This is a genomic window from Posidoniimonas polymericola (genome assembly GCF_007859935.1).
Classification (GTDB): domain Bacteria; phylum Planctomycetota; class Planctomycetia; order Pirellulales; family Lacipirellulaceae; genus Posidoniimonas; species Posidoniimonas polymericola.
The window spans coordinates 678,104-700,272 of the sequence record NZ_SJPO01000001.1; the positions used below are offsets into that span (position 1 = coordinate 678,104).

Annotated in this window: 20 protein-coding genes; 11 read left to right on the forward strand and 9 right to left on the reverse strand. The window is 67.5% G+C overall.

What is annotated here, in order from left to right; all coding sequences use genetic code 11:
• Positions 1-7: 7 nt before the first annotated feature.
• The gene (locus Pla123a_RS02765) at positions 8-1,018 is read right to left on the reverse strand and encodes a DUF2608 domain-containing protein (protein WP_146583993.1); all 1,011 of its coding nucleotides are present in this window, start codon (positions 1,016-1,018) and stop codon (positions 8-10) included.
• A gap of 255 nt (positions 1,019-1,273) precedes the next feature.
• Here Pla123a_RS02765 and Pla123a_RS02770 point away from each other — a divergent pair, with 255 nt between their 5' ends.
• The 3 genes from Pla123a_RS02770 (at position 1,274) to Pla123a_RS02780 (ending at position 4,377) form a co-directional block, all read left to right on the forward strand.
• Positions 1,274-2,659, forward strand: a complete 1,386-nt coding sequence (locus tag Pla123a_RS02770; protein WP_197527609.1) for a hypothetical protein — start codon at positions 1,274-1,276, stop codon at positions 2,657-2,659.
• Between the two features lie 179 nt (positions 2,660-2,838).
• Entirely contained in the window at positions 2,839-4,119 is a 1,281-nt protein-coding gene (locus Pla123a_RS02775; RefSeq protein WP_146583994.1) for a glycoside hydrolase family 43 protein, read from the forward strand.
• Positions 4,120-4,122: 3 nt separating this feature from the next.
• The gene (locus tag Pla123a_RS02780) at positions 4,123-4,377 is read left to right on the forward strand and encodes a DUF3253 domain-containing protein (protein WP_146583995.1); all 255 of its coding nucleotides are present in this window, start codon (positions 4,123-4,125) and stop codon (positions 4,375-4,377) included.
• 98 nt (positions 4,378-4,475) lie between these two features.
• On the opposite strand, the gene Pla123a_RS02785 is transcribed toward Pla123a_RS02780, so the two are convergent.
• The 3 genes from Pla123a_RS02785 to epmB all read right to left on the reverse strand — a co-directional run bounded on the left by Pla123a_RS02785 (position 4,476) and on the right by epmB (position 8,262).
• Positions 4,476-4,967 carry a YciE/YciF ferroxidase family protein gene (locus Pla123a_RS02785; RefSeq protein ID WP_146583996.1) on the reverse strand — a complete coding sequence of 164 codons (492 nt, stop codon included), beginning with the start codon at positions 4,965-4,967 and terminating at the stop codon, positions 4,476-4,478.
• Between the two features lie 267 nt (positions 4,968-5,234).
• Positions 5,235-6,650 (reverse strand): GTP-binding protein, encoded by a 1,416-nt coding sequence (locus Pla123a_RS02790; protein ID WP_231956302.1) that lies wholly within the window; start codon positions 6,648-6,650, stop codon positions 5,235-5,237.
• A 577-nt stretch (positions 6,651-7,227) separates the two neighbouring features.
• Positions 7,228-8,262 (reverse strand): EF-P beta-lysylation protein EpmB, encoded by a 1,035-nt coding sequence (epmB, locus tag Pla123a_RS02795; RefSeq protein ID WP_146583997.1) that lies wholly within the window; start codon positions 8,260-8,262, stop codon positions 7,228-7,230.
• 203 nt (positions 8,263-8,465) lie between these two features.
• Between epmB and efp the strand changes: the two genes are divergently transcribed.
• The 3 genes from efp (at position 8,466) to fmt (ending at position 10,940) form a co-directional block, all read left to right on the forward strand.
• Positions 8,466-9,041 carry an elongation factor P gene (efp, locus tag Pla123a_RS02800; RefSeq protein WP_146583998.1) on the forward strand — a complete coding sequence of 192 codons (576 nt, stop codon included), beginning with the start codon at positions 8,466-8,468 and terminating at the stop codon, positions 9,039-9,041.
• Between the two features lie 144 nt (positions 9,042-9,185).
• On the forward strand, positions 9,186-9,773 hold the full coding sequence (def, locus tag Pla123a_RS02805) for a peptide deformylase (protein ID WP_146583999.1): 588 nt from the start codon (positions 9,186-9,188) through the stop codon (positions 9,771-9,773).
• A gap of 219 nt (positions 9,774-9,992) precedes the next feature.
• On the forward strand, positions 9,993-10,940 hold the full coding sequence (fmt, locus tag Pla123a_RS02810) for a methionyl-tRNA formyltransferase (RefSeq protein ID WP_146584000.1): 948 nt from the start codon (positions 9,993-9,995) through the stop codon (positions 10,938-10,940).
• A gap of 30 nt (positions 10,941-10,970) precedes the next feature.
• Here the strand turns inward: fmt and Pla123a_RS02815 are convergent, their stop codons facing one another.
• Positions 10,971-11,204, reverse strand: a complete 234-nt coding sequence (locus Pla123a_RS02815) for a hypothetical protein (RefSeq protein ID WP_146584001.1) — start codon at positions 11,202-11,204, stop codon at positions 10,971-10,973.
• Between Pla123a_RS02815 and Pla123a_RS02820 the strand changes: the two genes are divergently transcribed.
• From Pla123a_RS02820 to miaB, 3 genes are all read left to right on the forward strand, one after another.
• A complete protein-coding gene (locus tag Pla123a_RS02820; RefSeq protein ID WP_146584002.1) occupies positions 11,203-11,706 on the forward strand; it encodes a hypothetical protein in 504 nt (167 codons plus the stop codon). The two genes, Pla123a_RS02815 and Pla123a_RS02820, sit on opposite strands and share 2 nt — an antisense overlap.
• Before the next feature lie 110 nt (positions 11,707-11,816).
• Positions 11,817-12,008 carry a hypothetical protein gene (locus tag Pla123a_RS02825; RefSeq protein WP_146584003.1) on the forward strand — a complete coding sequence of 64 codons (192 nt, stop codon included), beginning with the start codon at positions 11,817-11,819 and terminating at the stop codon, positions 12,006-12,008.
• Between the two features lie 125 nt (positions 12,009-12,133).
• Positions 12,134-13,600, forward strand: a complete 1,467-nt coding sequence (gene miaB, locus Pla123a_RS02830; RefSeq protein ID WP_146584004.1) for a tRNA (N6-isopentenyl adenosine(37)-C2)-methylthiotransferase MiaB — start codon at positions 12,134-12,136, stop codon at positions 13,598-13,600.
• Here miaB and Pla123a_RS02835 read toward each other — a convergent pair whose 3' ends face one another.
• The 4 genes from Pla123a_RS02835 to Pla123a_RS02840 form a co-directional block, all read right to left on the reverse strand.
• Positions 13,601-14,905, reverse strand: coding sequence for a glycoside hydrolase family 28 protein (locus Pla123a_RS02835; RefSeq protein WP_146584005.1), 1,305 nt, complete (start codon positions 14,903-14,905; stop codon positions 13,601-13,603).
• Positions 14,906-15,053: 148 nt separating this feature from the next.
• Positions 15,054-15,212 carry a hypothetical protein gene (locus tag Pla123a_RS24445; RefSeq protein WP_197527610.1) on the reverse strand — a complete coding sequence of 53 codons (159 nt, stop codon included), beginning with the start codon at positions 15,210-15,212 and terminating at the stop codon, positions 15,054-15,056.
• Positions 15,213-15,520: 308 nt separating this feature from the next.
• Positions 15,521-15,655, reverse strand: coding sequence for a hypothetical protein (locus Pla123a_RS25140; protein ID WP_261342738.1), 135 nt, complete (start codon positions 15,653-15,655; stop codon positions 15,521-15,523).
• A gap of 50 nt (positions 15,656-15,705) precedes the next feature.
• Complete coding sequence (locus Pla123a_RS02840; RefSeq protein WP_146584006.1) at positions 15,706-16,941, reverse strand: MFS transporter; 1,236 nt, start codon at positions 16,939-16,941, stop codon at positions 15,706-15,708.
• A 439-nt stretch (positions 16,942-17,380) separates the two neighbouring features.
• Between Pla123a_RS02840 and Pla123a_RS02845 the strand changes: the two genes are divergently transcribed.
• Together Pla123a_RS02845 and glnE are read left to right on the forward strand one after the other, a co-directional pair.
• Entirely contained in the window at positions 17,381-18,847 is a 1,467-nt protein-coding gene (locus Pla123a_RS02845; protein WP_197527611.1) for a TIGR04222 domain-containing membrane protein, read from the forward strand.
• Between the two features lie 164 nt (positions 18,848-19,011).
• Positions 19,012-22,146 carry a bifunctional [glutamate--ammonia ligase]-adenylyl-L-tyrosine phosphorylase/[glutamate--ammonia-ligase] adenylyltransferase gene (gene glnE, locus Pla123a_RS02850; protein ID WP_146584008.1) on the forward strand — a complete coding sequence of 1,045 codons (3,135 nt, stop codon included), beginning with the start codon at positions 19,012-19,014 and terminating at the stop codon, positions 22,144-22,146.
• Positions 22,147-22,169 lie beyond the last annotated feature (23 nt).

The window sequence follows — 22,169 nt, forward strand, 5'->3', positions numbered from 1 at the left end:
AGCCGAGCTACCGCACCATCACGGCGTCGATTGCGCGGTGCAGCCGGTTCCAGTCCTCGACCACGTGCCGCTTGGCCGACTCGTTGAACCGTGCGACGTTGCCGTCCTCGCGGGAGTAGCGGAACGTGGCCAGGTCCAGCGGCGAGTCGGCCAGCGCCTCGTGCACGCGTGCGGTGTGCTTCTCGTGGTCGTCGACAAACACCACGGCGCGGAACGCCCGCGACTCGACCAGCGTGCCGTTGTCCGGGATCGCCCGGGCCAGCAGGGTCTGCAGCATGTAGCCCTTGTGCTGGCCGGCGGTCATGTAGATGCCGTTGGCGTAGCTGACCGGCGCGAGGCGGCCCTCGATCTGCTGGATGATCTCGGCCGACAGCCCGTGCGCGTCGGGGCGGTTGGCGTCGAACGGCAAGAACAGGCCGCGGGCCTCGTCGATGCGGAGGGCAGAAACGGAAAAGTCGTAGCCGTTGCGGGTGAGTTCCCGCTCGGCGGCGTCGCGGAAGCTATGCCCCCGCGAGGTGAGCACCACGGTCGTGACGCCGAGGTCCTGGATCTGTTCGATCAACGCCGGCAGCTCCGGCTGGGGCGGGTGCATGCCGCTCAGCGCGAACAGTTCGCCCTGCACGCCCAGCAGCCCCGGGAAGTCGCGGGCGACCAGGTCACGCGAGCGGGGGTTGTCCTGCTGCAGCTGGGCCTGCCAATTGAACCACTGGTCGCTGCCGAGGTCCTGGTTCATCGCCAACAGCGTGTTGTCGATGTCCATCACCAGCAGCACCCCAGCGGCGGTGTGCTTGGCGGCGAACTTCTCAACCTGCTTCACCACTCGCTCGAAATCGGCGGTGGTGACTGCCTTGCGGATCCGAGCGCCGGCGGGGCGTTCAGCGGCGCCGGCTTCAGCGGCGGGCTGCTCGCTGCTCGGCGGTTCGGCCGCAGGGGCGAGCGCCGGCTCCTCGGCCGCGGCCCAGGGGGACCACAGCAGAGCAATCGCAAGGACGAGCAGCGTAGGGCGAGGCAGATTCAAGGTGGCAGCCAGATGTCGGGGTCGCTGGGGCGTGGCACTGAGGGAATCGCAAGAAAACATCCTCGCCAATCTACCCATTCTAACAAGCCTGCGGCCGCCTCGCTGCGGGCCTTTCTATCGGCCGCAAGAGACGCCGTAGTGGGCGTGAAATCGCTATTTGCCGTCGGTTTTCGGTCGAAACCGGCCGCCCCGCGCGGTTCAATAGAGCGTGCCTCGCCGCCCCGCCGCTCCCGCCGTAACCCCGATGGCCGCTCGATGCCCGTCGCAAAACCGCCTGCCTTTCGACTGCTCCTCCTGCTGGCCTGCCTTGTGGCCGCGCCGCTGCTGGCGGGCCAGCCGTGCAAAATAACCGTCGTCGACGCCGAGAACGGTTGGCCCGTGCCGCTGGTCGAGTTGACCACTACGAGCCATGTCGAGTTCGTAACCGACAACGCCGGTGTTGTGGCGTTTGACCTGCCAGAGTTCATGGGCCGCGAGACCTGGCTGACGGTCGCGTCGCACGGGTACGAGGTTCCTCAGGACGGCTTTGGCTACCGCGGCGTGCGGGTGACGCCGACCGCCGGCGGCGATCTGACAATCAAGATCGAGCGGAAGCAGATCGCCAAGCGGCTCGGCCGGCTGACCGGGTCGGGGCTGTTCGCCGAGGCCCAGCAATTGGGCGAGCACCGCCCCTGGCGAGAGTCGGGCGTGGTCGGATCGGACACGGCCTACGCCGCCGAGCACCGCGGCCGGCTGCACTGGATCTGGGGCGACACGGGCCTGCCGGGGTACCCGCTCGGCATCTTCCAGACGCCCGGCGCGGTGTCGGAGCTTACCCCGCTGACGAGCTTCGAGCCGCCGATCGCGGTCCGCTACGACTACTTCCGCGACCAGCGGGGCAAGGTCCGCAACCTGGTTCCGATACCCGGCAAAGGTCCGACCTGGACTTCGGCGGTGGTCTCGTTGCCCGACACGCGGGGCGAGCCGCACCTGGTTGGGACCTACGCCAAGATCCCGGAGCACCTGGCCGCCAATGAGATGGGGCTAGTCGAGTGGAACGAAGCGGCCGAGCAGTTCGAGCGTGTGCTGACGTTCTGGAAGAAGTCAGATGAACAGCCCAAGCCCCCGCGGCTGCGGCCCGACGGGCATGTCGCGATCGCCGCGGACGACACGGGGCGCGAGTGGGCCTACTTCGGCGGTCCCCCCAACATCCGCTGCCCGGCGACCTACGAGGCGTGGCGCAACCGCGAGACCTGGGAGCCGGTCGACAACCCATGCGAGTTCCCCGCCGCCGGGGGCGGCCGCGTAGCGGTCGCCTCAGCCGACCTCGCCTGGAGCGACTTCCGCCAGAAGTGGGTAATGATTGTGCAGCAGAAGTTTGGCGACTCGGTCTTCGGCGAAGTGTGGTACCTGGAGGGCGACTCGCCCACGGGGCCGTGGGGGCCGGCGGTGAAGATCGCCAGCCACAACAACTACACCTTCTACAACATCCAGATCGACCGCTGGTTCGCCGACCGCCGTTCGCCCGTGCTGCTGTTCGAGGGGACCTACACGCACACCTTCACCGACAACCCGCATCAGACGCCCCGCTGGGACTACAACCAGGTGCTGTACCGCCTGGACCTAGACGATCCGAGCCTTGCGGCCGCGCGGCGGGACTGACCGGCTGAGTCCTTGTTGCACAGGCCCGCATCGCGGCCGTGCCGCCGAAAACTTCGCCTCGTTTAGCTTTTTGACTAGACTGGGGGAGCCCGCTCGCGGCCCGCTCGTCGGCCTGGCAGGCGGCTTCTCTTGGAGCGGATCAAATCGGAAGAGGTGGTTGGATGTCAGGCGTGGGTCGATTGCGTTGGCTCTTGGGGGTGTGGGCGGTGTTCGCGTTGGCGGCTCCAAAAGTTGTCCACGCCGAAGACGTGCTGCTCTTCCCCTACTTCGACTCCAACGGCGAGAACGGCGTCTACCTCTCGTGGAGCCACGACGGACGCACGTTCCACCAGGCGAACTCCGGCCAACCGATCTTTACGCCGCCCCAGTGGGGCGGCGGCCAGAACCTGACCCGCGACCCGTCAATCGTCTACAACGACGGCCTGTTCCACATGGTCTGGACCTCCAACTGGTCCGGCAATATCTTCGGCTACGCGTCGTCGCCCGACCTGATCAACTGGTCCACACCGCAGCAGGTGCAGCCGTTCCCCAACGGCTCCGAGCAGCCCAACAACACCTGGGCGCCCGAGATCCTGTGGGACCACATCGCGAGCGACTACAAGATCGTCTGGTCATCGACGCTGCCGAGCGAGCTCAACGACAACGACGGCAGCCAGGACCCGCACGGCGGCGACCACCGCATGTACTACACCAGCACGACCGACTTCCAATCGTTCTCTTCGCCGGAGCTGATCTACCCCGACCTCGACTACAGCGTGATCGACGCCCACATCGTGTGGCAGCCGGGCGGCCGCGGCGGGACAGGCCGGTGGGTAATGTCGCTCAAGCGGGAGCAGGGCGCCAGCCAGGGCGGCAAGAACATCCGCCTGGCGTTTAGCGACGCCGCGATCAGCCCGGCCAGCTTCATCAACCCGACCGAGCCGTACGTCGGCTCCGGCACGGCGATCCAGGGCGGCCAAGAGGCCGAGGGCTCGTCGATGGTCTACTGGAACGACGAGTGGCTCCTGTACTGGGACGCGTACACCAGCGGCCACTACTCGCTGGCGTCGTCCACCGACCTGGAAAACTGGACCGACGATTCGAACGAGCTGTCCTTCCCGGTCGACCACCCGCGGCACGGCACCGTGATGATCGCCGACGCCGCGAACGTCGGCTGGCGCCTTGCCGCGCGGGGCGACCTCAACTCGGACGGCGTTGTGGACGTCGGCGACTACCAGATCCTGATCGGCAACCACCTAACCGACCTATCGGCCTACGACCAGCTCGGCCAGGCCATCCGCGGCGACCTCGACGCCGACGGCGACAACGACTTCGACGACTTCCGCCTGTTCAAGACCGACTACGAGCGGACGTACGGCGCCGGCTCGTTCGCCGCAATGCTGGCGGTCCCAGAACCGGCCGCGTCGGCCTGGTTGCTCGCCCTTTTCACCGTCACGACGCTGCGGCGCCGCCGCACCTGAGTTATGGCGGAGACGACAGCCGAACAGATCGCAGCGTGCCTCCTGGAACTCGCCGAGCAGAGGGGCGCCGGCAAGACCTTCTGCCCGTCCGAGGCGGCGCGGCGGCTCTCGCCCGAGGACTGGCGGCCGCTGATGCCGGCGATCCGTTCGGTCGCCACCCGACTGGCCGAGAAGGGCGGCCTGGCAATCACCCAGGCAGGCCGTCCGGCGTCGATCGACGCCAAGGGGCCGATCCGGCTGGGGCTGCCGGATTGCTAGCTGGTCTAGTCTTAGGGGACGCTGGCTGACAAGGCCATCAATAAGCCCCGCCCCTTCCAGAGAGAAGAGGCAGGGCCCACAGTCGGTGCAGGCCCGCACTAGGCGGTAGCGGCCAGTTTATTCAGGTTCTTCGAGAGCTTGGTCAGCTTCTTGTCGGCCGACTCTTCCTCGTCGATATTCTGCTTGAGCAGCTTGAGAGCCTTGGAGTAGCCGAGCACCTCGGCCCACGTGCAGAGCGTGCCGTAAGTGGCGATCTCGTAGTGCTCTGCCTTCTGGGCGCAAGCAATGATCAGAGCGTCCTTCACCTCGGGGTCGGCGTCTTCCTTCAGGCAGTCTTCACCTTCCTTGATGATGCCCTTCATCGCCTCGCAGGCTTTAGCGCGTGCGGACTTGCCGGTTTCTTCGAAGGACTGCTCGACACGCTCCACGTGCTTCTCGGTCTCGGCGAGATGGTTCTCGAAAGCCGCCTTTAGGTCTTTGCTGTGAGACTTTTTGGCCATCTTGGGAAGCACCTTGAGCAGCTGCTTCTCGGCGCTCAGCACATCACGCAGCTCGTCGTAAAAGGCGTCGGCGAGTGTATCTAGGGACATGGTTGCTCCTTGAGGGGGATGAGGGGAGCCCGCTCCAACTTTGCGTCGGGGCGAGCAAGGGGGCGTTGATGTTCAACTCGGCGGCGCTCTGGCCACCGTGCACGGCCCTACCGTAGGCAATTGCCGTGCCGTAGAGATTCAAGAGAGAACCACGCCATTCGGACCGAGGAATGCCTCCCCACGCATCGGTCTCAGCAGGCGGACGCCGCTAGGCGAGCAGCTAAGAGGCCAACATGAGCGTGGCGCGCTCACGACATCGGCGAGAATTCAGCCAGAAGCGTGGCGGTTCTTGGAGAGCTTCTTCTTGATCTCCTTCTTCAGGTCGCCCAGAACCGAGGCCTTGTTGGTGTTCTCCAGCACCTGCATCACGACCTTTTTGGGGCCCTTGTCACCCCAGCTCGATCCCTGCTCGAAGTACACCCGCGCCGCCTGGCCGACGATGTAGCTGCCGTAGCCGGCGGCCGCGGCCTGGGGCGCGGCGACCAGCGGCGCCGCGGCGCCGAGCGAGATCCCCTTCAGCAGCGAGCTGCCGTAGCTGGTCACGGCCTCGCCGAGCATCACCCAGCCGGCCGCCTTGGCGAGCGACAGCGCCAGGTCCCGGGCGCGGCCGACGCTCATCTCCAGCCCGTAGACGTTGGCCAGCGTAACGATCATCGCCGCGTCGACAGCCAAGCCGCCGGCAACGTCCGCCACCGCCACCGGGTTGAGCGCCACGGCGGTCGCCTTGGCGACCGCGAACGTGCGGATCACCTGGGTCGCCTTCTGGTTGCGCATCTGCACGCGGATTGCGGCGATGCGGTCGCTGCGGTCCGCGGCGTACATCGACGCGTTCAGCGCAATCAGCGACGAGCCGTCTGCCTCCAGCACCTCGAGGATCCGCTCGCGGAGCCCGCCGACGTCGACCGGCGGCTTCCGCCACTCGCTCCGCTGCGACCCGTCGGCGCTCTCGATCACATACTGCAGCTCGCGCGGGTCGGCCGACGTCGTGACGATGTTCTCCGGGTCGACCAGCCCGGCCGCCCGCTGCGTGCGGAGCACGTCGAGCAGGTCCTCGAGCTGGCTCGGCGTGTACAGGTCGGTCTTGTTAACCACCAGCAGGATCGGCTTGTGGAAGGTCGCCAGCTCGGCCAGCGCGTTGTGCTCGGTCTCGTTGAGGTCCGAGTCGGTGACGAACAGGATCAGGTCGGCCCGCTCGGCCGCCTCGCGCGCCATCTCGGCCCGCTCGGCGCCGCCGACCTCGTTCAGGCCTGGCGTGTCGACCAGCACGACCTGCGACTGCTCAAAGCCCGGCAGCACGTACCCGGCGCCCTCCCAGTCGAGCCGCCAGACATCCTTGGTCCAGCCGCCGCGGACGTTCACCTGGGCCGACTGCGTGCCGGTCAAGGCGTTGATCAGGGCGCTCTTGCCGGTCGAGATCTCGCCGAACACGACAATCTCGACCCGGCCGCTGCGGAGCTTGCGGGCCATGTCCCGCAGCTCGCGGAGGTCGCCGAGCAGGATGTCGCGTTCGGCCTCGTTGCAGCCCTCGACCTTCTCGATCGCGCGGCGCACGGCGTCGAGCGCCGACCACATCTCGCGGTCGTCGTGCTCGGGCGGCGGCCCAGCCGGGGACTGCCCAGCCGGGGACCCCGCTTCCGGGGGCTGGGCGGCCGCGGCGTCGGGGGTGGTCTCTTCTTGATTCACACGGAGTTCCGTAGGGCGTTGTTGGCAGGCTCTGGGGCAATCATCGTGCCGAGCCGGCGTAATTCTACAGTGTAGCCCCCCCTAGCCGGCGAGCTACGCCTCGCCGGAGGCCGCCTCCCCAAAGGTTCTGTAACTGGCGGTTTTGTCCGCAGGATTTTGTCCGCAGGGTTTTGTCCACCACCCTCCTCGGCGAGCCAGCCCCAACTCCTGCCAGCGTGACCGTTTTCCACTGCAATAGCGGCCTCAAACGCGATTCCCGCCGGTGACCGGCCCACGGGTGTTTTGTCCGAAATATCGCGCGGAGGGGACAAAACCCCTGGCGAACCCACCCCCTGCGTGGCTCCCCTGCAATCTCAGGCGGCAGCCCTACGAGAGGAGCTTATCTACCGAGCGCGCAGCGCCACACGAACCGCCGGCTTCCGCCCGCAGTTGCTTCAGAGCACAGAACGCCCAAGTCGATCTACCACAACCTCTCCATTGGACCGCGCTCAGTGCGTCATTTCTACAAGAAACGGGAGAATGCCCCGATTCGCCCTCAGCGGGTGGTGAAGGCCGACCCGCGGGCGAATCGATCGCCCTACCGAATCACCGTCTTGCTGGACTCGCCCGCTTCTTCGCGGACCAAGCGTGGGACCGCGTAGCCGGGCAGGCGGGCGCGGAGCTTGGTGATGATCTGCTCGCCGAGCTCGCTCGGCGTTTCGAAGTGCGCCGCGCCCGCGACCTTGTCGAGCTGGTGCAGGTAGTACGGCATCACCCGGTGGTCGACCAGCCGCTCGCACAGCTCGGCCTGGGCGGCGGTCGTGTCGTTGACGCCGCGTAGCAGCACCGCCTGGTTCAACAGCGGCACGCCGGCGCCCGCGAGCCGGGCGATCGCCCGGGCGACCTCCCCGTTGACCGCATCGTCGAGTTCGTTGGCGTGGTTGGCGTGCAGCACCATCACCGGCGTGAGCCGCGTGCCAGTCAGCCAGGCGAGCAGCTCGTCGGTCACGCGGCTAGGGATCATCACCGGCAGCCGTGTGTGCACCCGCAGGCGGTTGACGTGGGGGATGTCGGCGATGCGGCGGGCGAGCTCGCCGAGCGTCTCATCGACGAGCGTGAGGGGGTCGCCGCCGCTGAGGATCACCTCGTGGATGGTCGGGTCGGCGGCGATCTGGGCAAGGGCCTCATCCCAAGCGGCCAAGGCCTTGGGCGACTCGCTGTAGGGGTAGTGCCGCCGGAAGCAGTAGCGGCAGTGCACGGCGCACGCGCCGGTGGTCACCAGCAGCACGCGGCCCTGGTACTTCTGCAGCAGTCCCGGCGTGAGGGCGGCCGCGGCGTCGCCGACCGGGTCCTGGTCGAAGCCGGTGGCGGGCGCCAACTCGTCGGCCAGCGGCAGCACCTGCCGCAGCAGCGGGTCGGCCGGGTCGCCGGGCCGCATCCGGCCGACGTAGCCGCGGGGCGCCAGCAGGGGGAACTCGCGGGCGGCCGCGCGGGCCGGTTCGACCCACGAATCGGGCAGTTCCAGCAGCCTAGCCAGCTCGGCTGGGTCACGGACCGCCTGCCGCAGCTCGGCCTTCCAGGGGGGGGAGTCAGCGGGGCGGACAAACCGCGTTGGAGAGGATAAACTGGTCAATTCGCCTGAATTCCGGGGGGGCGGCAGTGCCCGACCGGTTTTATCAGCGGCGGGCGCTAGTTGGAAGGCGCTAGCTGCTGGGCGCAGGGCGCTGGTTTACGCCTGGCGGCATTTTCTGCCGTTTACACGAGAAACAGCGCAAAGCGCCTTCCAACCAGCACCCGCACACCAAAACAAGACGAACAAGCGAGAGGACCTCACACGTGGGAACCATCAACACCAGCGACTTCCGCAAAGGCATGAAGGTGCAGATCGACGGCACCCCCTTCCTTTGCGTCGAGATGAACTTCCGCAAGCCCGGCAAGGGCGCCGCGCTCTACGAGTGCAAGATGAAGAACCTGCTCCGCAACACGGTTGTCGACCGCACCTACCGCGCCGGTCAGACGCTCGAGGAAGCGGACATCATGGAGTTCACCGCCCAGTTCCTGTACAAGCAGCTCGAGAGCTTCGTGTTTATGAACAACCAGGACTACGAGCAGTACGAAATGACCGCCGAGCAGGTGGGCGATCAGTGGAAGTTCCTCAAGGAGAACATGGACTGCCAGATCATGACCTTCGACAACAACCCAATCGGCGTGGCGCTGCCCAACCACGTGGTGCTGCAGGTCACGTTCGCCGAGCCGGCCCCCAAGGGCAATACGGCGACCGGCGTGTCGAAGCCCGTCACGCTCGAGACCGGCGGCGAGATCCTCGCCCCCGCCTTCATCAACGAGGGCGACTGGCTGCGGGTCGACACCCGCACCGGCGAGTACGTCGAACGGACCACCGCTCCGGCGTAATCTTCGCTCCCTCCCCTGTGGGGGACCCGCGTTCCTAGAAAACCTGGGGGTGGGGGCGCGCCGTGCCCCCTCCTCGCCCCCACCCTAACCCTCCCCCAAAGGGGAGGGGATAAACGATCGACGACGCTCTAAACAAGTCTTGTCATGCCCCTCGAAATCGTTCACTACCCGCACCCCACGCTCCGCCACGAGTCGCGCCCACTCAAGCGCGTCGACGCGGAGCTGAAGCAGATGGTGGCCGAGATGTTCGAGCTGATGTACGAGCACGAGGGGGTCGGGCTGGCGGCCAACCAGGTCGACCTGCCGTACCGCCTGTTCGTGATGAACCAGGAGGGCAACCCCGACGCCAAGGAGTTCGAACGGGTCGTCATCAACCCGGTGATCTCTAAGGGCAAGGGCTCTGAGGAAGGTCAGGAAGGCTGCCTGAGCGTGCCGGGCGTGCACGCCCAGGTGCCGCGCAAGACCTCGATCTTCCTGCAGGCGTACGACCTGTCAGGCAACGAGATCAAGGAGGAACTCCGCGGCTTCCCCGCGAGGATCGTCCAGCACGAGACCGACCACCTCGACGGCGTCATGTTCTTCGACCGCATCAGCCCGCCCGCCCGGGCGGACATCGCCGGCCAGATCGAGGAATTCGAGATCGACTTCCAGAGCCGTCTGAACACCGGCGAGGCGCCCACCGCCGAAACAGTCGCCGCCCGCCTGGCGGAGCTCGAGAAACTGCGGACTTAGTGGTTCCCCCTCCCCGGCAGGGGGAGGGGTTAGGGGAGGGGGCGCCCCTGAGACACGGCCGTCCCCGATTCTCGCGGCGCGTCTATGGTCCGTCGAAAAACGGGGACAGGCACGGCGCGTTCTGATGAGAGCTGGGACGCCGAATGTCCCTCGGGCTTCGAGCCAGTCCCCCTTTTTCGACTCGCGGCAAAACGCGGCAACGCCAGAGGGCACAACACCATGCGTCTGATCATCCTCGGAACCGGACCTTTCGCAGTGCCGATGATGCAGGCGCTGATCGCCAGCGATCACGAGATCGTGCAGGTAATCTGCAAGCCGCCCCGCGGCCGCCGCAAGGCGCCGCCGGCGCCCGTCGCGCTGGCCGCCGAGCAGGCCGGCCTGCCGCTGTGGACGCCCGAGTCCGCCAACGAACCAGAGTCGCAGGCCCGTCTCGCAGAGCTCGCCGCCGACCTCTTGGTGGTGTGCGACTACGGCGAGATCCTCAAGCGCGAGACCCTCGCCACGACCCGCCTGGGGGGCGTCAACCTGCACGGTTCGCTGCTCCCCAAGTACCGCGGCGCCGCCCCCGTGCAGTGGGCTGTCCTGAACGGCGACGCCGAGTCCGGCGTGACCGTCATCCACATGACGCCGACGCTCGACGCCGGCCCAATCCTCGGCCAGGCCGCCACGCCGATCGAACCCGACGAGACGTCCGGCGAGCTCGAGTCCCGGCTGGCCGAGCTCGGCGCGCCGCTGACGCTCGAGGTGGTCGACAAGCTGGCCGCCGGCACGGCCGGGCCGCTGCCGCAGGACGACTCGCTCCGCTGCCGCGCGCCGCGGCTCAGCAAGGAGCTGGGCCAGATCGACTGGTCCAAGCCGGCCCAGGAGATCAAGAACCTGGTCCGCGGCGCCCACCCCTGGCCCCGGGCGTACACGTTCTGGGGCTCCGGCCGGGGCGAGCCGCTGCGGCTGGTGATCGACCGGGTCGAGGTCTTGCCCGAGGCGGGCCCGGCGCCGGCCGGCGCGGTGGTGAACGCCGACGGCCGGTTGGTGGTCGCCGCCGGCGAGGGCGCCATCGAGATCCTCCAGCTCCAGCCCGCCGGCAAGCGTGCGATGGCGACCGCCGACTGGCTCCGCGGCGCGGCGATCAAGGCGGGGGATGGGCTGGGCGGCGGGCCTAAATCCTAGCCCATTGTTGGATTGCGATGGGCTTGGCGATTACAAGTAGAGCACCCGGACATCGGGACCCGGCACGCCGTGGGGCAGGAACACCTGCGTGGTTTGGTTGCGCCCGTCGACGTTGACTTCGATCTCGGCATTGCCCGCCTCGATAGTGGGGCACGTTCCGCGGACAATGAACTCGCGCGGTCCAAGGTGGGAGAGGCCGTACGAGGAATCGCCGACGATCAGGCGCAGGCTGACTTCAGCCGAATAGCGATTGGTGGACGCCATGCTTAGCGACTCCGAGTTGTTCGAGCGAGTTCAGACGTATGCCTCGCAACGAGAGTTAATAGTATCCGAAGAGAAGAAGCTCGGATACGGAAGCGACGGAACGGTTTGGCAGTCGGGAAACTCGGCTATCAAGGCTGTTCATCGGCGGCCTAATTATGAGGTTGAACGGGATAGCTACCTGCGGTTGGCGGAGGCCAGCGTTCATTCGATCGGAGGCTTCGCGGTCCCCCGGCTCATCGACTTCGACGACGCACTTCAGGTAATTGAGATGGAAATCGTGCAGGCGCCCTACCTGATCGATTTTGGCAAGGTGTACCTCGATCACCCGCCCAGCTACTGGAGCGATCCTCAGATGCGGGAGAACATCTACGCGGAATGGCGTGAGCGTTTCGAGGAGCACTGGGAAGAGGTCGCTGGCGTCATGTTCATGCTGCAGAAATACGGCATTTACTATGTGGACCCGAGGGAGTCGAACATCAACACCCAGGGGCTGGAACCCTAGGCCGTTGAGGGGCCCGGCGCCCGGTGTGCTGTCGGAGCGGTGAGAATCCCCCTCGCTCCGCCCCCCGGATCGCTGGTAGGATAGGGGACCCTCACCGCAGGACTGATGGCATGGATGGACTCGACCGCTGGGACATGGCGCTGCTAGCAGGCGCCGTGATCGCCGCGACCTGGAAGCTGATGGCGCTGATGGCCGTGCGGCGGAACCGCATCGTTGCGCAGGTGCAGCAGCAGATCGACCAGCAGCGCGAGCTGCAGAAGCAGCAGGCGGACGAGGCGGCGCAGAACGAGTCGGCCGCCTGACGCGCCGCCGCCCCGCGCGGCGCGCCGTAACGCCCCTGACCGTTTTGCTCCCCCGACCGGGAAGACGACCCTCACGACCCGACGACGCTTCTGCCTAGCTTCTGCCGACCAAGCCCCAGCCGCCCATGTCTACGCCCCCCAAAAAACTCTACATCGAAACCGTCGGCTGCCAGATGAACCTGCTCGACAGCGAGCTGGTCGTGGCGAGCCTCCGCAAGGAGGGCTACGAGCTGACCGGCACGCCGGCCGACGCCGACACCATCCTGTTCAACACGTGCAGCGTCCGGCAGCACGCCGAGGACAAGATCTACAGCGCGCTGGGCCGGCTGAAGAACGCCAAGCAAGAGAAGCCAGGCCGCGTGATCGGCGTGATGGGCTGCATGGCGCAGAAGGACCAGAAGCTGATCTTCCAGCGGGCGCCGTACGTCGACCTGATTGTCGGCCCCGGCCAGCTGCACCAGGTGCCCGAGCTGATCCGCGGCATCGAGCAGGACGGCCAGCAGCGGATGGAGGTCAGCCTCGGCCGCAAGGACGGCAAGGTCGACACCATCAAGCGGAGCCACGAGAGCTTCGACCCGCTGCGCGACCCGACCATGCGGCCCACGCCGTTCCAGGCGTACGTGCGGATCCAGATCGGCTGCGACAAGTTCTGCACCTACTGCATCGTCCCCAGCGTCCGTGGCCCGGAGCAGAGCCGACCGCCGAGCCAGGTCCTGGCCGAGGCAGGCCAGCTAGCCGACGAGGGCTGCAAGGAGATCACGCTGCTGGGCCAGACGGTCAACTCCTGGCGCCACGAGGAGGACGGCCGCCGCTGGCGGTTCAGCGACCTGCTGACCGAGCTGCACGAGGTCGACGGGCTGGAGCGGATCAAGTTCGTCACCAGCTACCCGCGCGACATGACCGACGACGTGCTCCAGGCGGTCCGCGACCTGCCGAAGCTCTGCAAGTACCTGCACGTGCCGGCGCAGAGCGGATCGGACGAGCAGCTCAAGCTCATGAAGCGCGGCTACACGGTCGCCGAGTACCGCGAGATGCACGACCGCGCCAAGCGGTGGATGCCCGACGTGGCGATCACCAGCGACTTTATCGTCGGCTTCAGCGGCGAGACCGACGCCGACTTCCAGCAGACGATGGACCTGGTCCGCGAGTGCCGGTTCAAGAACAGCTTCATCTTCAAGTACAGCGAACGCCCCGGCACCAAGGGCGCCGACCGCATGCCCGACGACGTGCCGGACGCCGTCAAGCGGGAGCGGAACAACGAGCTGCTGCAGCTGCAGAACGTGATCAGCGAGGAGGACAACCAGCCGTTCCTCGGCAAGGCGGTGCAGGTGCTGGTCGAGGGGCCGAGCCGCAAGGAAGCCATCCGGATCGAACGAAGCGAGCAGGAGGGTGAGGCTTCGCCCGGCCAAGGTCTGCAGCTCACCGGCCGCACCATGTGCGACCGGATCGTGGTGTTTGACGGCAACGCCCGGCAGATCGGCCAGACGCTGCCGGTCGTGATCTACGAGGCCAACGCCCACACGCTGCAGGGCGTCGTGCAGACCGACCACGTGGGGCCGGAGGTGTTTGATCTGGCTGGCTCGGCGGGCTGATCACTCAAACGGCTTGCCATTCACAGTAAACCCGTCGGCACGCAGGCCGTCGATCTCGCCGCGGCGGAGCTGGGGGCGGTCGGACTGCAGCTCGATGTCCTGCAGCAGGATGTTCTGCACCAGGTCGCCCTTGTTGCCCCGCAGGTCGCCGAGCGTGGCGACCGTGCCGCAGACATTCTTGATGACGATGTTGCGCACCACCGACCGCGGCGGGGCCATGCCCTGCGGGTCGAAGAACTGCGTCCACGGCTTCACGTCGAACAGCGCCTGGGCGCCGTCGAGCGTGAGGTCCTCGAAGCTGAGGTTCTCGTACAGCTGCGGCGTGTCGGGCCGCAGCTTGAGCCGGCACACCGGCACCGCCTTGCCGACCCGGCAGTTCCGCACCACGACGTTCCGCACGATGGTCGCCTCGCTGCCGCAGGTCAGCACGCCGTGGCCGCTGACGAAGTCGCAGTCTTCGACCACGATGTTCTCGACCGGCGGGCTCGACGCGTCCGCCAATGCGCGGGGGCCCTTGGTCCCTTTGAGTGCGATGCAGTCGTCGCCCACGGAAATCGTGACCCGGCGGATCGTGACGCCCTGGCAGCTGTCGATGTCGATGCCGTCGGAGCTCGGCGCTCGGTCGATCGAGACCTCGCCCCACGGCTGGTCGTCGCCCGCGATCTTGGGCGGGTCGCCGTGCGGCGCGGTGATCGAGATGTCCTCCAGCAGCACGTTGCGGCAGCGGTAGGTGTGCAGGTTCCAGAAGCCGGAGTCCTTCAGCGCGATGCCCGCTACGGTCACGGAGTCGCAGTTGTCGAAGTACATCAGCCGCGGGCGTTCGACCTCGAGGTTGGTGCACTTGCGGTTCTCGGCGCGGCGTTTCCAGAACGCCCGCCAGTAGGGCTTGCCGTTGCCATTGAGGGTCCCCTCGCCGGTGACCACGGCTCTGGGAAGGCCCTCGGCATTGATCAACGCGGGCCGCCACGGCTGCACCTTGCCCTCGATGCGGGTCTGGCGGGTGGGGAAGTCGGCGATGTCGGTCGAGCCGAGCAGCACCGCGCCCTTTTCCACGCGGAGCGAGACGCCCGGCTTGAGGAACAGGGCGCCGGTCTTGAACACGCCCGCGGGAACGACCAACTCGCCGCCCCCCTGGGCCGAGAGCTGGTCGATGGCGGCTTGGATCTTGGTGGTGTTGAGCGTCTCGCCATCGCCGACGGCGCCGTGGTCGACGATCGAGGCCGCCGGGGCGGGGCAGGGGACGGCCAGCAGGACGCCGACAGCCAGAGCAGACTGGGCAGCCAGAGCAGACAGGGCACGCAGCATAAGAAGAGCCTCTCGAGCAGCAGACAAGGTGCAGGAAATCAGGCCGAAGCTCCGGCCGCCGTCTGCCTAGCTTAGGCGTTATGCACGCCAGATTCGAGTAGAAAGGCCGCCTACCGGTCAGCTTGCGGAAGAGGGGCCGCCGGTTGCGTTAGGCGGCGCGGCTGCTGGCGTTCCACGCCTTGGTGAAGAAGCAGGTGCAGCAGTTGTGGCACCGCACCTTGGCGAGCAGCACCAGGCGGTACACCAGCGAGTCCTGGCTGCGGCTGACGTAGACGTTGGTCGAATGGCAGTGGGGGCACTTGAGCATGGGCGGGTCTCCTTACCTAGCACTGCATCGACCCGGCCCGGCCGGCCCGATTGTGGGAAGCGGGCAGTCGCTGGCAAATCACTGCACCTGGGTTCGGGGCATAGCAGTTGTGACGCACAGTCCGTTCAACCCCCCAGACTCGGTGGTGGGTCCGCAGCAGGCCAATCGGCACAACGAATCAGGTTTGCTGACAACGGGCTCTTTACCTAACCCGACCCCCCGCGATACGAAAGAAACGCCCGGCTGCGACGTCGCGCAACCGGGCGTGTTCGATCTTCTGGTGGTGTCGCCCGTGGGCGCTGCGGGGCTTACAGCCGGCCCATTAGCAGCAGCACAAGTAGGATCAGCAGCAGCAGGCCGCCGATGCCGCCGATGGCGACATTCTGCAGCAATGCCGCCACGATGAGCACGACAATCACAACTCCGACTAGGCCAAGACGCATAGCATTCACTCCGGTTTGAGGTTGGATCAGTAGTTCCGCGGGCCGCGGACCTAGCTTTCGATGACGTAGGTCGCCCGTCCTGTGTGGGCGCCGAGCCAGCCGCCAAGCAGGGCCACCGCCAGTGCCGTCGCGGCGCCGCCGAAGGTGACCCACAGCACGGCCTGGGCGTAGTCGCCGGCGGTCTCGGCCATTTCGTGAGCGGCCTGCTTGTAGGACTCGATCTCCTCCTCGATCGCGGTCGAGGCTCCTTCCCACAGCTCTTCGATCTCGTCGCTGCTAAGGGTGGTATTCCGCGCGAGGGCTCGTTTAGCCTCTTCGGGTTTGCCGTTGTACATCGCCATGGCGATCTGCTGCGCGGCGGCGGCGTCAAGTTCCCGAATTGCCTCGCGGATCTCGGCCCTCTTAACTTCCGGGCCGCCCTCGGCATCGAGCGACTCCGCGTAGCCCGACACCTGTCCGGCGAGCTTCTGCTTCAGGTCCTCGCGGAGGGGCTTCTCGTTATCGGGGTCGCCGATCGTCTCCTCAACCTCTTCGTAGACGCCGTTCACCAACGCGCGGGCGTCGGACTTTGACAGCTCGGTCGCGCCGGACAGCAGCTCGGCAGCGCCGTCAGAGTCGTTGTCTAGCAGGTCTTGAGACAGGCGGCGGATGGTCCGCTCATCAAGGCTGTTTACCGCGTCACGGATCTCCTGCTCGGAGAGCTGCTGGTCGACATTGGCGGCCATCTCGACCGCCTGGTCGGCGAGCCGATTCTTAACCCGCTGCGCGGTCTGCGTCTGCAGAGCGGAGCCGACCGCCTGTCCGGTGGTCTGGGCGGCCGATCCGACCGCCTGGGTCGCGTCAACCGCGACGCTGGCGGTGGCCGACAAGGCCGACTGACCGACGCCTAGCAGCATCGAAAGCCCGTAGTAGGAAATCGCGACCGCCGCCAGCGTGCCGACGCCCCACAGCGTCAGGCCGTGCAGCATCCCCGCAAAGTCGTCGATGGAGCCGGCCAGTCGGGCGGCGACCATCGACCCGATAAAGAACGCGATCAGCCAGCTAACGATGGTCCAAGCGGCGGCCGCGTCGTCGAGGCCGCCCTCCATCGTGGCCGAGTCGTAGGCGTCGGAGATGCTGACGCCCAACGCCAAGCCGAACATGTGCAGCAGCCAGCACAGGCTGAGCGTTACGACCAGGCCGGCGAAGATCGCGCCCCACGAGAGGCGCGGCCAGAGAGCATGTGGCTCCTGAATAGTTGTGTGAGTGTGGCTATGGGGGCCGTCGTGAACGACATGTTCTTCCATCGTTAGCAACCTTTCTTGACGCGAGTGTTCGGATCAGGGTGGAACAGGTGAGTAGGGGTTTAAGGCAACTAGTGCGCCAAGCGGGTGGGTTTTGTTGAAACGGCGGAAATGGAGGGGGCTGGCGACCGTTACCTTCGCGATCAGGTCGAATAGGAACCGTTGTGCTTGGCGCTCGAGCAACCCCGCCGGCGCTGGCGAGCAAGAATCGAGCGGCAGTGAGCCAACTCGCTCTCCGCTAGCCGCTAGCTTCGCTAGACATTGCCACCGAGCGGCGGTAAAAGTCTTTCCACGCCGCTGCGGCTGCGGCGTTGAGCGTCAACCTGCCCGGCGGGCGGGCAATACGGTCCAAGATCCGGCAGCCGGCCGCGAATACCTCCCGACAGACGCAGTCGGCCAATCCCAATTCCCTTCTCCTCGAGTCACGCCAAGGAGACGAATGATGGACGCACGACACGCAGAGCTGTGGCGCCGGATCGCTGAATTTAAGTTCGACGACCCGGCCGCGGCCTTCACGTTCACCCAGCGGCTCGCCCGCGAGAACCGCTGGTCGGTCGGCCACGCCGATGCAGTCATCGACGAGTACCGCCGGTTTGTGTTCCTGGCGATGACCGCCGGCCACGAGGTCACCCCCTCCGAGGCGGTTGACCAGGCGTGGCACCTGCACCTGACCTACACACGCAGCTACTGGGACGAGCTGTGCGGCCGGGTGCTGGGGCGCCCGCTGCACCACGGCCCGACCCGCGGCGGCTCCGTGGACTCGGCGCGGTTTCACGAGCAGTACGAGCAGACCCTCGCCAGCTACCGCGCGGCGTTTGGAGACGAGCCGCCGGCCGCAATCTGGCCGACCGCCAAGGTGCGCTTTGGGAACCGCGGCGGGCTGGTGACGGTCGACAAGCGGCGGGCGTGGGTAGTGCCCAAGCCGTGGGACGTGCTGCGGGCGCCGCGGGTCTCGGCGGGTGCTCGGTTGGTTAGCACGGCGGCGCCGCTCGCCTTGCTGGCGGCGACCAACCCGTTCGATCTGAAGGGGCCAGAGTTTCTATCGCTGTACGGGTCGGCCTTGGTGATGGCCATCGCGGTCGGAGTGGCGCTGCGGTGGCTCCTCCGCCCCGGCGACTACGGCAGCACCGAGCCGCTGGGGCCCTTCGAAGCTGCCGTGCTGGCCGACGGTGTGAAGGGTGGGGTGCGGGCGGCGACCGCGTCGCTGCTGCGGGGCGGCTCGATCCAGATCGCTCCGGCGGCAGGCGGCTCGTCGAAGGACATCCGCTTCAGCGTTCACCACGGGACCCCGCCCGACGCGACCGAGCTCGAGCAACGCATTGTCGCCGCTTGCGGCGTGAGCAACGGCGCCCGCTACAGCGAGCTGCTGTCGCGCGGCAAGTCGGCCGCCGAGAAGATCCAGCACCGGCTCGAGGGGTGGGGCCTGGTCGTCCCCGGCGACGGTCTGCACGGCAGCCGCTGGGCGCCGGCTCTGCTGATGTTCACGCTGCTGGGCTTGGGCGGGGTGAAGGTCTACGTCGGTCTAATGCGAGAAAAGCCGGTCGGCTTCCTCCTGCTGCTCCTGCTGGCGACCCTCGTTGTGCTCTGCTTGTTCCTCACTAAGCCGCACCGCACGGTCGCCGGGAGCCACGTGCTGCGGGCGCTGCGGCGTGACCGGCGCGAACTCCGGAGCAAGGCCGCCGTAAAGCAGGCCGACGACGGCGTCCAGGCGACCGCGTGGGCCGCGGCGTTGTTCGGGGTGTCGTCCTGCGCCTACGGCGATCTCCTGCTGCTGCCGACCGCTTGCAAGTTCCCGGACGGGCCGCCGGTCTCGACCGGCGGGTCGTCCGGCTGCGGGGGCGGCGGAGATGGGGGCGGCGGCTGCGGCGGCGGGGGTTGTGGGGGAGGCTGCGGAGGCTGTGGCGGGTAGCAGCGGTCCACGGCGGCTGAAACAGAGCTTTCCCCGGGCATTCTAGCGTCCGCGCAAAATAATCACGCCAGCTTCATTTCTGCGCATGGCGGGGCTACACTGGGACTAGTTGACACCAGGCGGTCGAGACAGGCGCCCTGCGCGCCCCTTCTATTCGCGGAACAATGCAACTCGACACGCTGTGCAACTACCTCGACGACACGTCGTCTGCCGGGACGTGGCTTCAATCGATCGGCATCGCCCGCATCGACTCGGGGCATCGCAACCTAGTGATGATGGCCGAGGCCGGCGTGCCGCTCGACCTGCTGGCGAACCTCTGCGACCAGTTCGCCGCCGCGGCGCCGATCCTCGCCGACCGCGACATGGCGTGGAACAACCTCGAGCGGTTTGTGTCCGGCGCCCGCAACCCGCTCAGCACCACGGCCCTGTTCGAGCGGGACTCCGAGGCCCTGCCCAACCTGCTGCAGCTGTTCTCGACCAGCCAGTACCTGAGCGACATCCTGGTCCGTGACCAGGAGGCCTACGACCTCTTGCGCATGACCGAGGGCCGCCCGGTCGCCCGCGACGTGCTGGTCGACGAGCTGCGGCCGGACCTGGCCTCGATCACGACGCGGGACGAGGCGCTCGCCGCGCTCCGCCGGCACAAGCAGCGCGAGACCCTCCGCATCGCCTACGGCGACATCGTCCGCAACCACTCGGTGGCGACCGTGTCGCGGCAGGTCTCGTTCCTGGCCGACGCGCTGGTCGAGGCCGCCCTCGGCTTCGCCCGCCGGCAGCTCGAGCAGAAGTACGGCGTCCCGCGGTGGGGCCAGGGCGACGCCGTGCGGTTCTGCGTGCTGGCGCTCGGCAAGCTCGGCGGCATCGAGCTGAACTACTCCAGCGACATCGACCTGATCCTGCTGTACGACCATGACGGCGCCACCGACGGCGCCCGCTCGATCAGCAACCGCGAGTTCTTCGAACGCCTGTCGCGCGACCTGGTCAAGCTGCTCAGCGAGAACACCGACAGCGGGGTCGCGTTCCGGGTGGACCTGCGGCTGCGGCCGGAGGGGAGCCGCGGGCCGGTCTGCTCGAGCCTGGAGCAGATGCTCGCCTACTACGACAACAAGGGCCGCACCTGGGAACGCCAGGCGTTTATCAAGGCGCGGTCGATCGCGGGCGATGTTTCGCTGGGGGACGAGCTGCTCGGGCGGCTCGAGCCGTGGGTCTACCGCCGCTACCTCAGCCTGGCCGACATCACCGGCATCAAGTCGCTCAAGCAGCGGATCGAGCACCGCGCGAAAAGCGAGGGCGACGACCTCCGCAACGTCAAGACCGGCCACGGCGGCATCCGCGACATCGAGTTCGTCATCCAGTTCCTGCAGCTGCTCAACGGCGGCACGCTGGCCGAGCTCCGCACCGGCAACACGCTGGACGCCATCACGCAGCTCGACAAGGTCGGCTGCCTGACGCCGCAGGAGCGGAGCCTGCTGGAGGACAACTACTGTCAGCTCCGCAAGCTGGAGCACCGCCTGCAGATCATGTACGACCTGCAGACGCACAACCTGCCGGAGTCGGACGACGAGCTCCGCAAGGTGGCGATCCGGATGGGGTACGCCGACACGCCGCCCCGCTCGGCGCTCGACTCGTTCCGCGAGGACCTGGCCGAGCTACGCGAGGTGAACCGCCGGATCCTCGACCACCTGCTGCACGACGCCTACGTCGGCGACGGGCAGGAGGAGCCCGAGGTCGACCTGATCAACGACCCCGACCCCACCCCTGAGCGGATCCAGGAGGTGCTCGGCAAGTACCCGTTCCGCGACGTGCCCGCCGCCTACGCCAACCTGATGGCGCTGGCGACCGAGAAGATCCGCTTCCTCTCGACGCGGCGCTGCCGGCACTTCCTGGCGTCGATCTCGCCGCGGCTGCTGCCCGCCATCGCCCAGACGCCCGAGCCCGACACCACGCTGGTCAACCTCAGCCGCGTCAGCGACTCGATCGGCGGCAAGGCCGCGTTGTGGGAGCTGTTCAGCGAGAACAACGCCTCGCTCAACCTGTACGTCACGCTGTGCGCGGCCTGCCCGTACCTGGCCGGCATCCTGACCAGCAACCCGGGCATGATCGACGACCTGCTCGACAGCCTGTTGGTGGAGGGCCTGCCGACGCTCGCGCGGCTGAAGTCGGCGCTGGCCGAGCTGACCCGCGGGGCCGAGGACCAGGAGCTGATCCTGCACAGCTTCAAGAACGCCCAGCACCTGCGGGTTGGCGTGCGGGACATCCTCGGCAAGGACGACGTCAGCGCCACCCACGCGGCGTTGTCGGACATCGCCGAGGCGTGCCTTGACGCGATCATCACGACCGAGCACGCCGCGCTGGTCGAGAAGTACGGCGCGCCGACCATCGTGCTGCCCGACGACCCGGAGCTGGCCCCCGCCGCGCTCGCCGGCCGCGACGGTCAGCCGTGCGGGTTCATCGTGCTGGCGCTCGGCAAGCTCGGCGGCGGCGAACCCAACTACCACAGCGACCTCGACCTGGTCTTCCTGTACGAGCACGAGGGCCGCACCCAGCCGGGCGGCCGGGCCAGCGAGGGGACCACCAACGGGCACTTCTTCAGCGAACTCACCCAGCGCATCATCAAGGCGGCCGGGCACCTCGGCCCGCATGGCCGCCTGTACGAGGTCGACGCGCGCCTCCGACCGACCGGGCGTGGCGGCTCGCTCGCCATGCCGGTCGACGCGTTCCTCCGCTACTTCGAGGACGGCGTCGGCCAGCTCTGGGAACGCCAGGCGCTGTGCAAGGCCCGCGTCGTGCACGGCGCGCCGGCCGCCGCCGAGTACGCCCTGCAGGCGGTGTGGCAGGCGGCGTTCGGCCCCGAGTGGCGCCAGGAGCAGGCCGAGGAAATCGGCCAGATGCGGCTGCGGCTGGAAGAGACCGCCAGCCCGCACAACCTCAAGCGTGGCCGCGGCGGCACCATGGACACCGAGTTCCTGGTGCAGATGCTGCAGCTCAAGCACGGCGGCTCCGACCCCTCGATCCGCGTGACCGGCACGCTCGCTGCGCTGGCCGCCCTGCACGACCGCGGCTACCTGGCGGACGACGACTTCGAGCACTTTAGCGAGAGCTACCGCTTCCAGCGGAGCGTCGAGGCGCGGATCCGCCTGATGGACTCGCTCGGCCGCCACGAGCTGCCGACCGACGAGGCCGAGCTCCGCAAGCTCGCCTTCCTGCTCGGCGGCGGCGACGGCGAGCGGCTCGCCCGCAGAGCCGCGGAGTACTTCGACGAGAACCGCCGCCGCTTCGAGAAGCTGTTCGGAGCGTGATAGGCGTCACGCTCTCGGCTGTC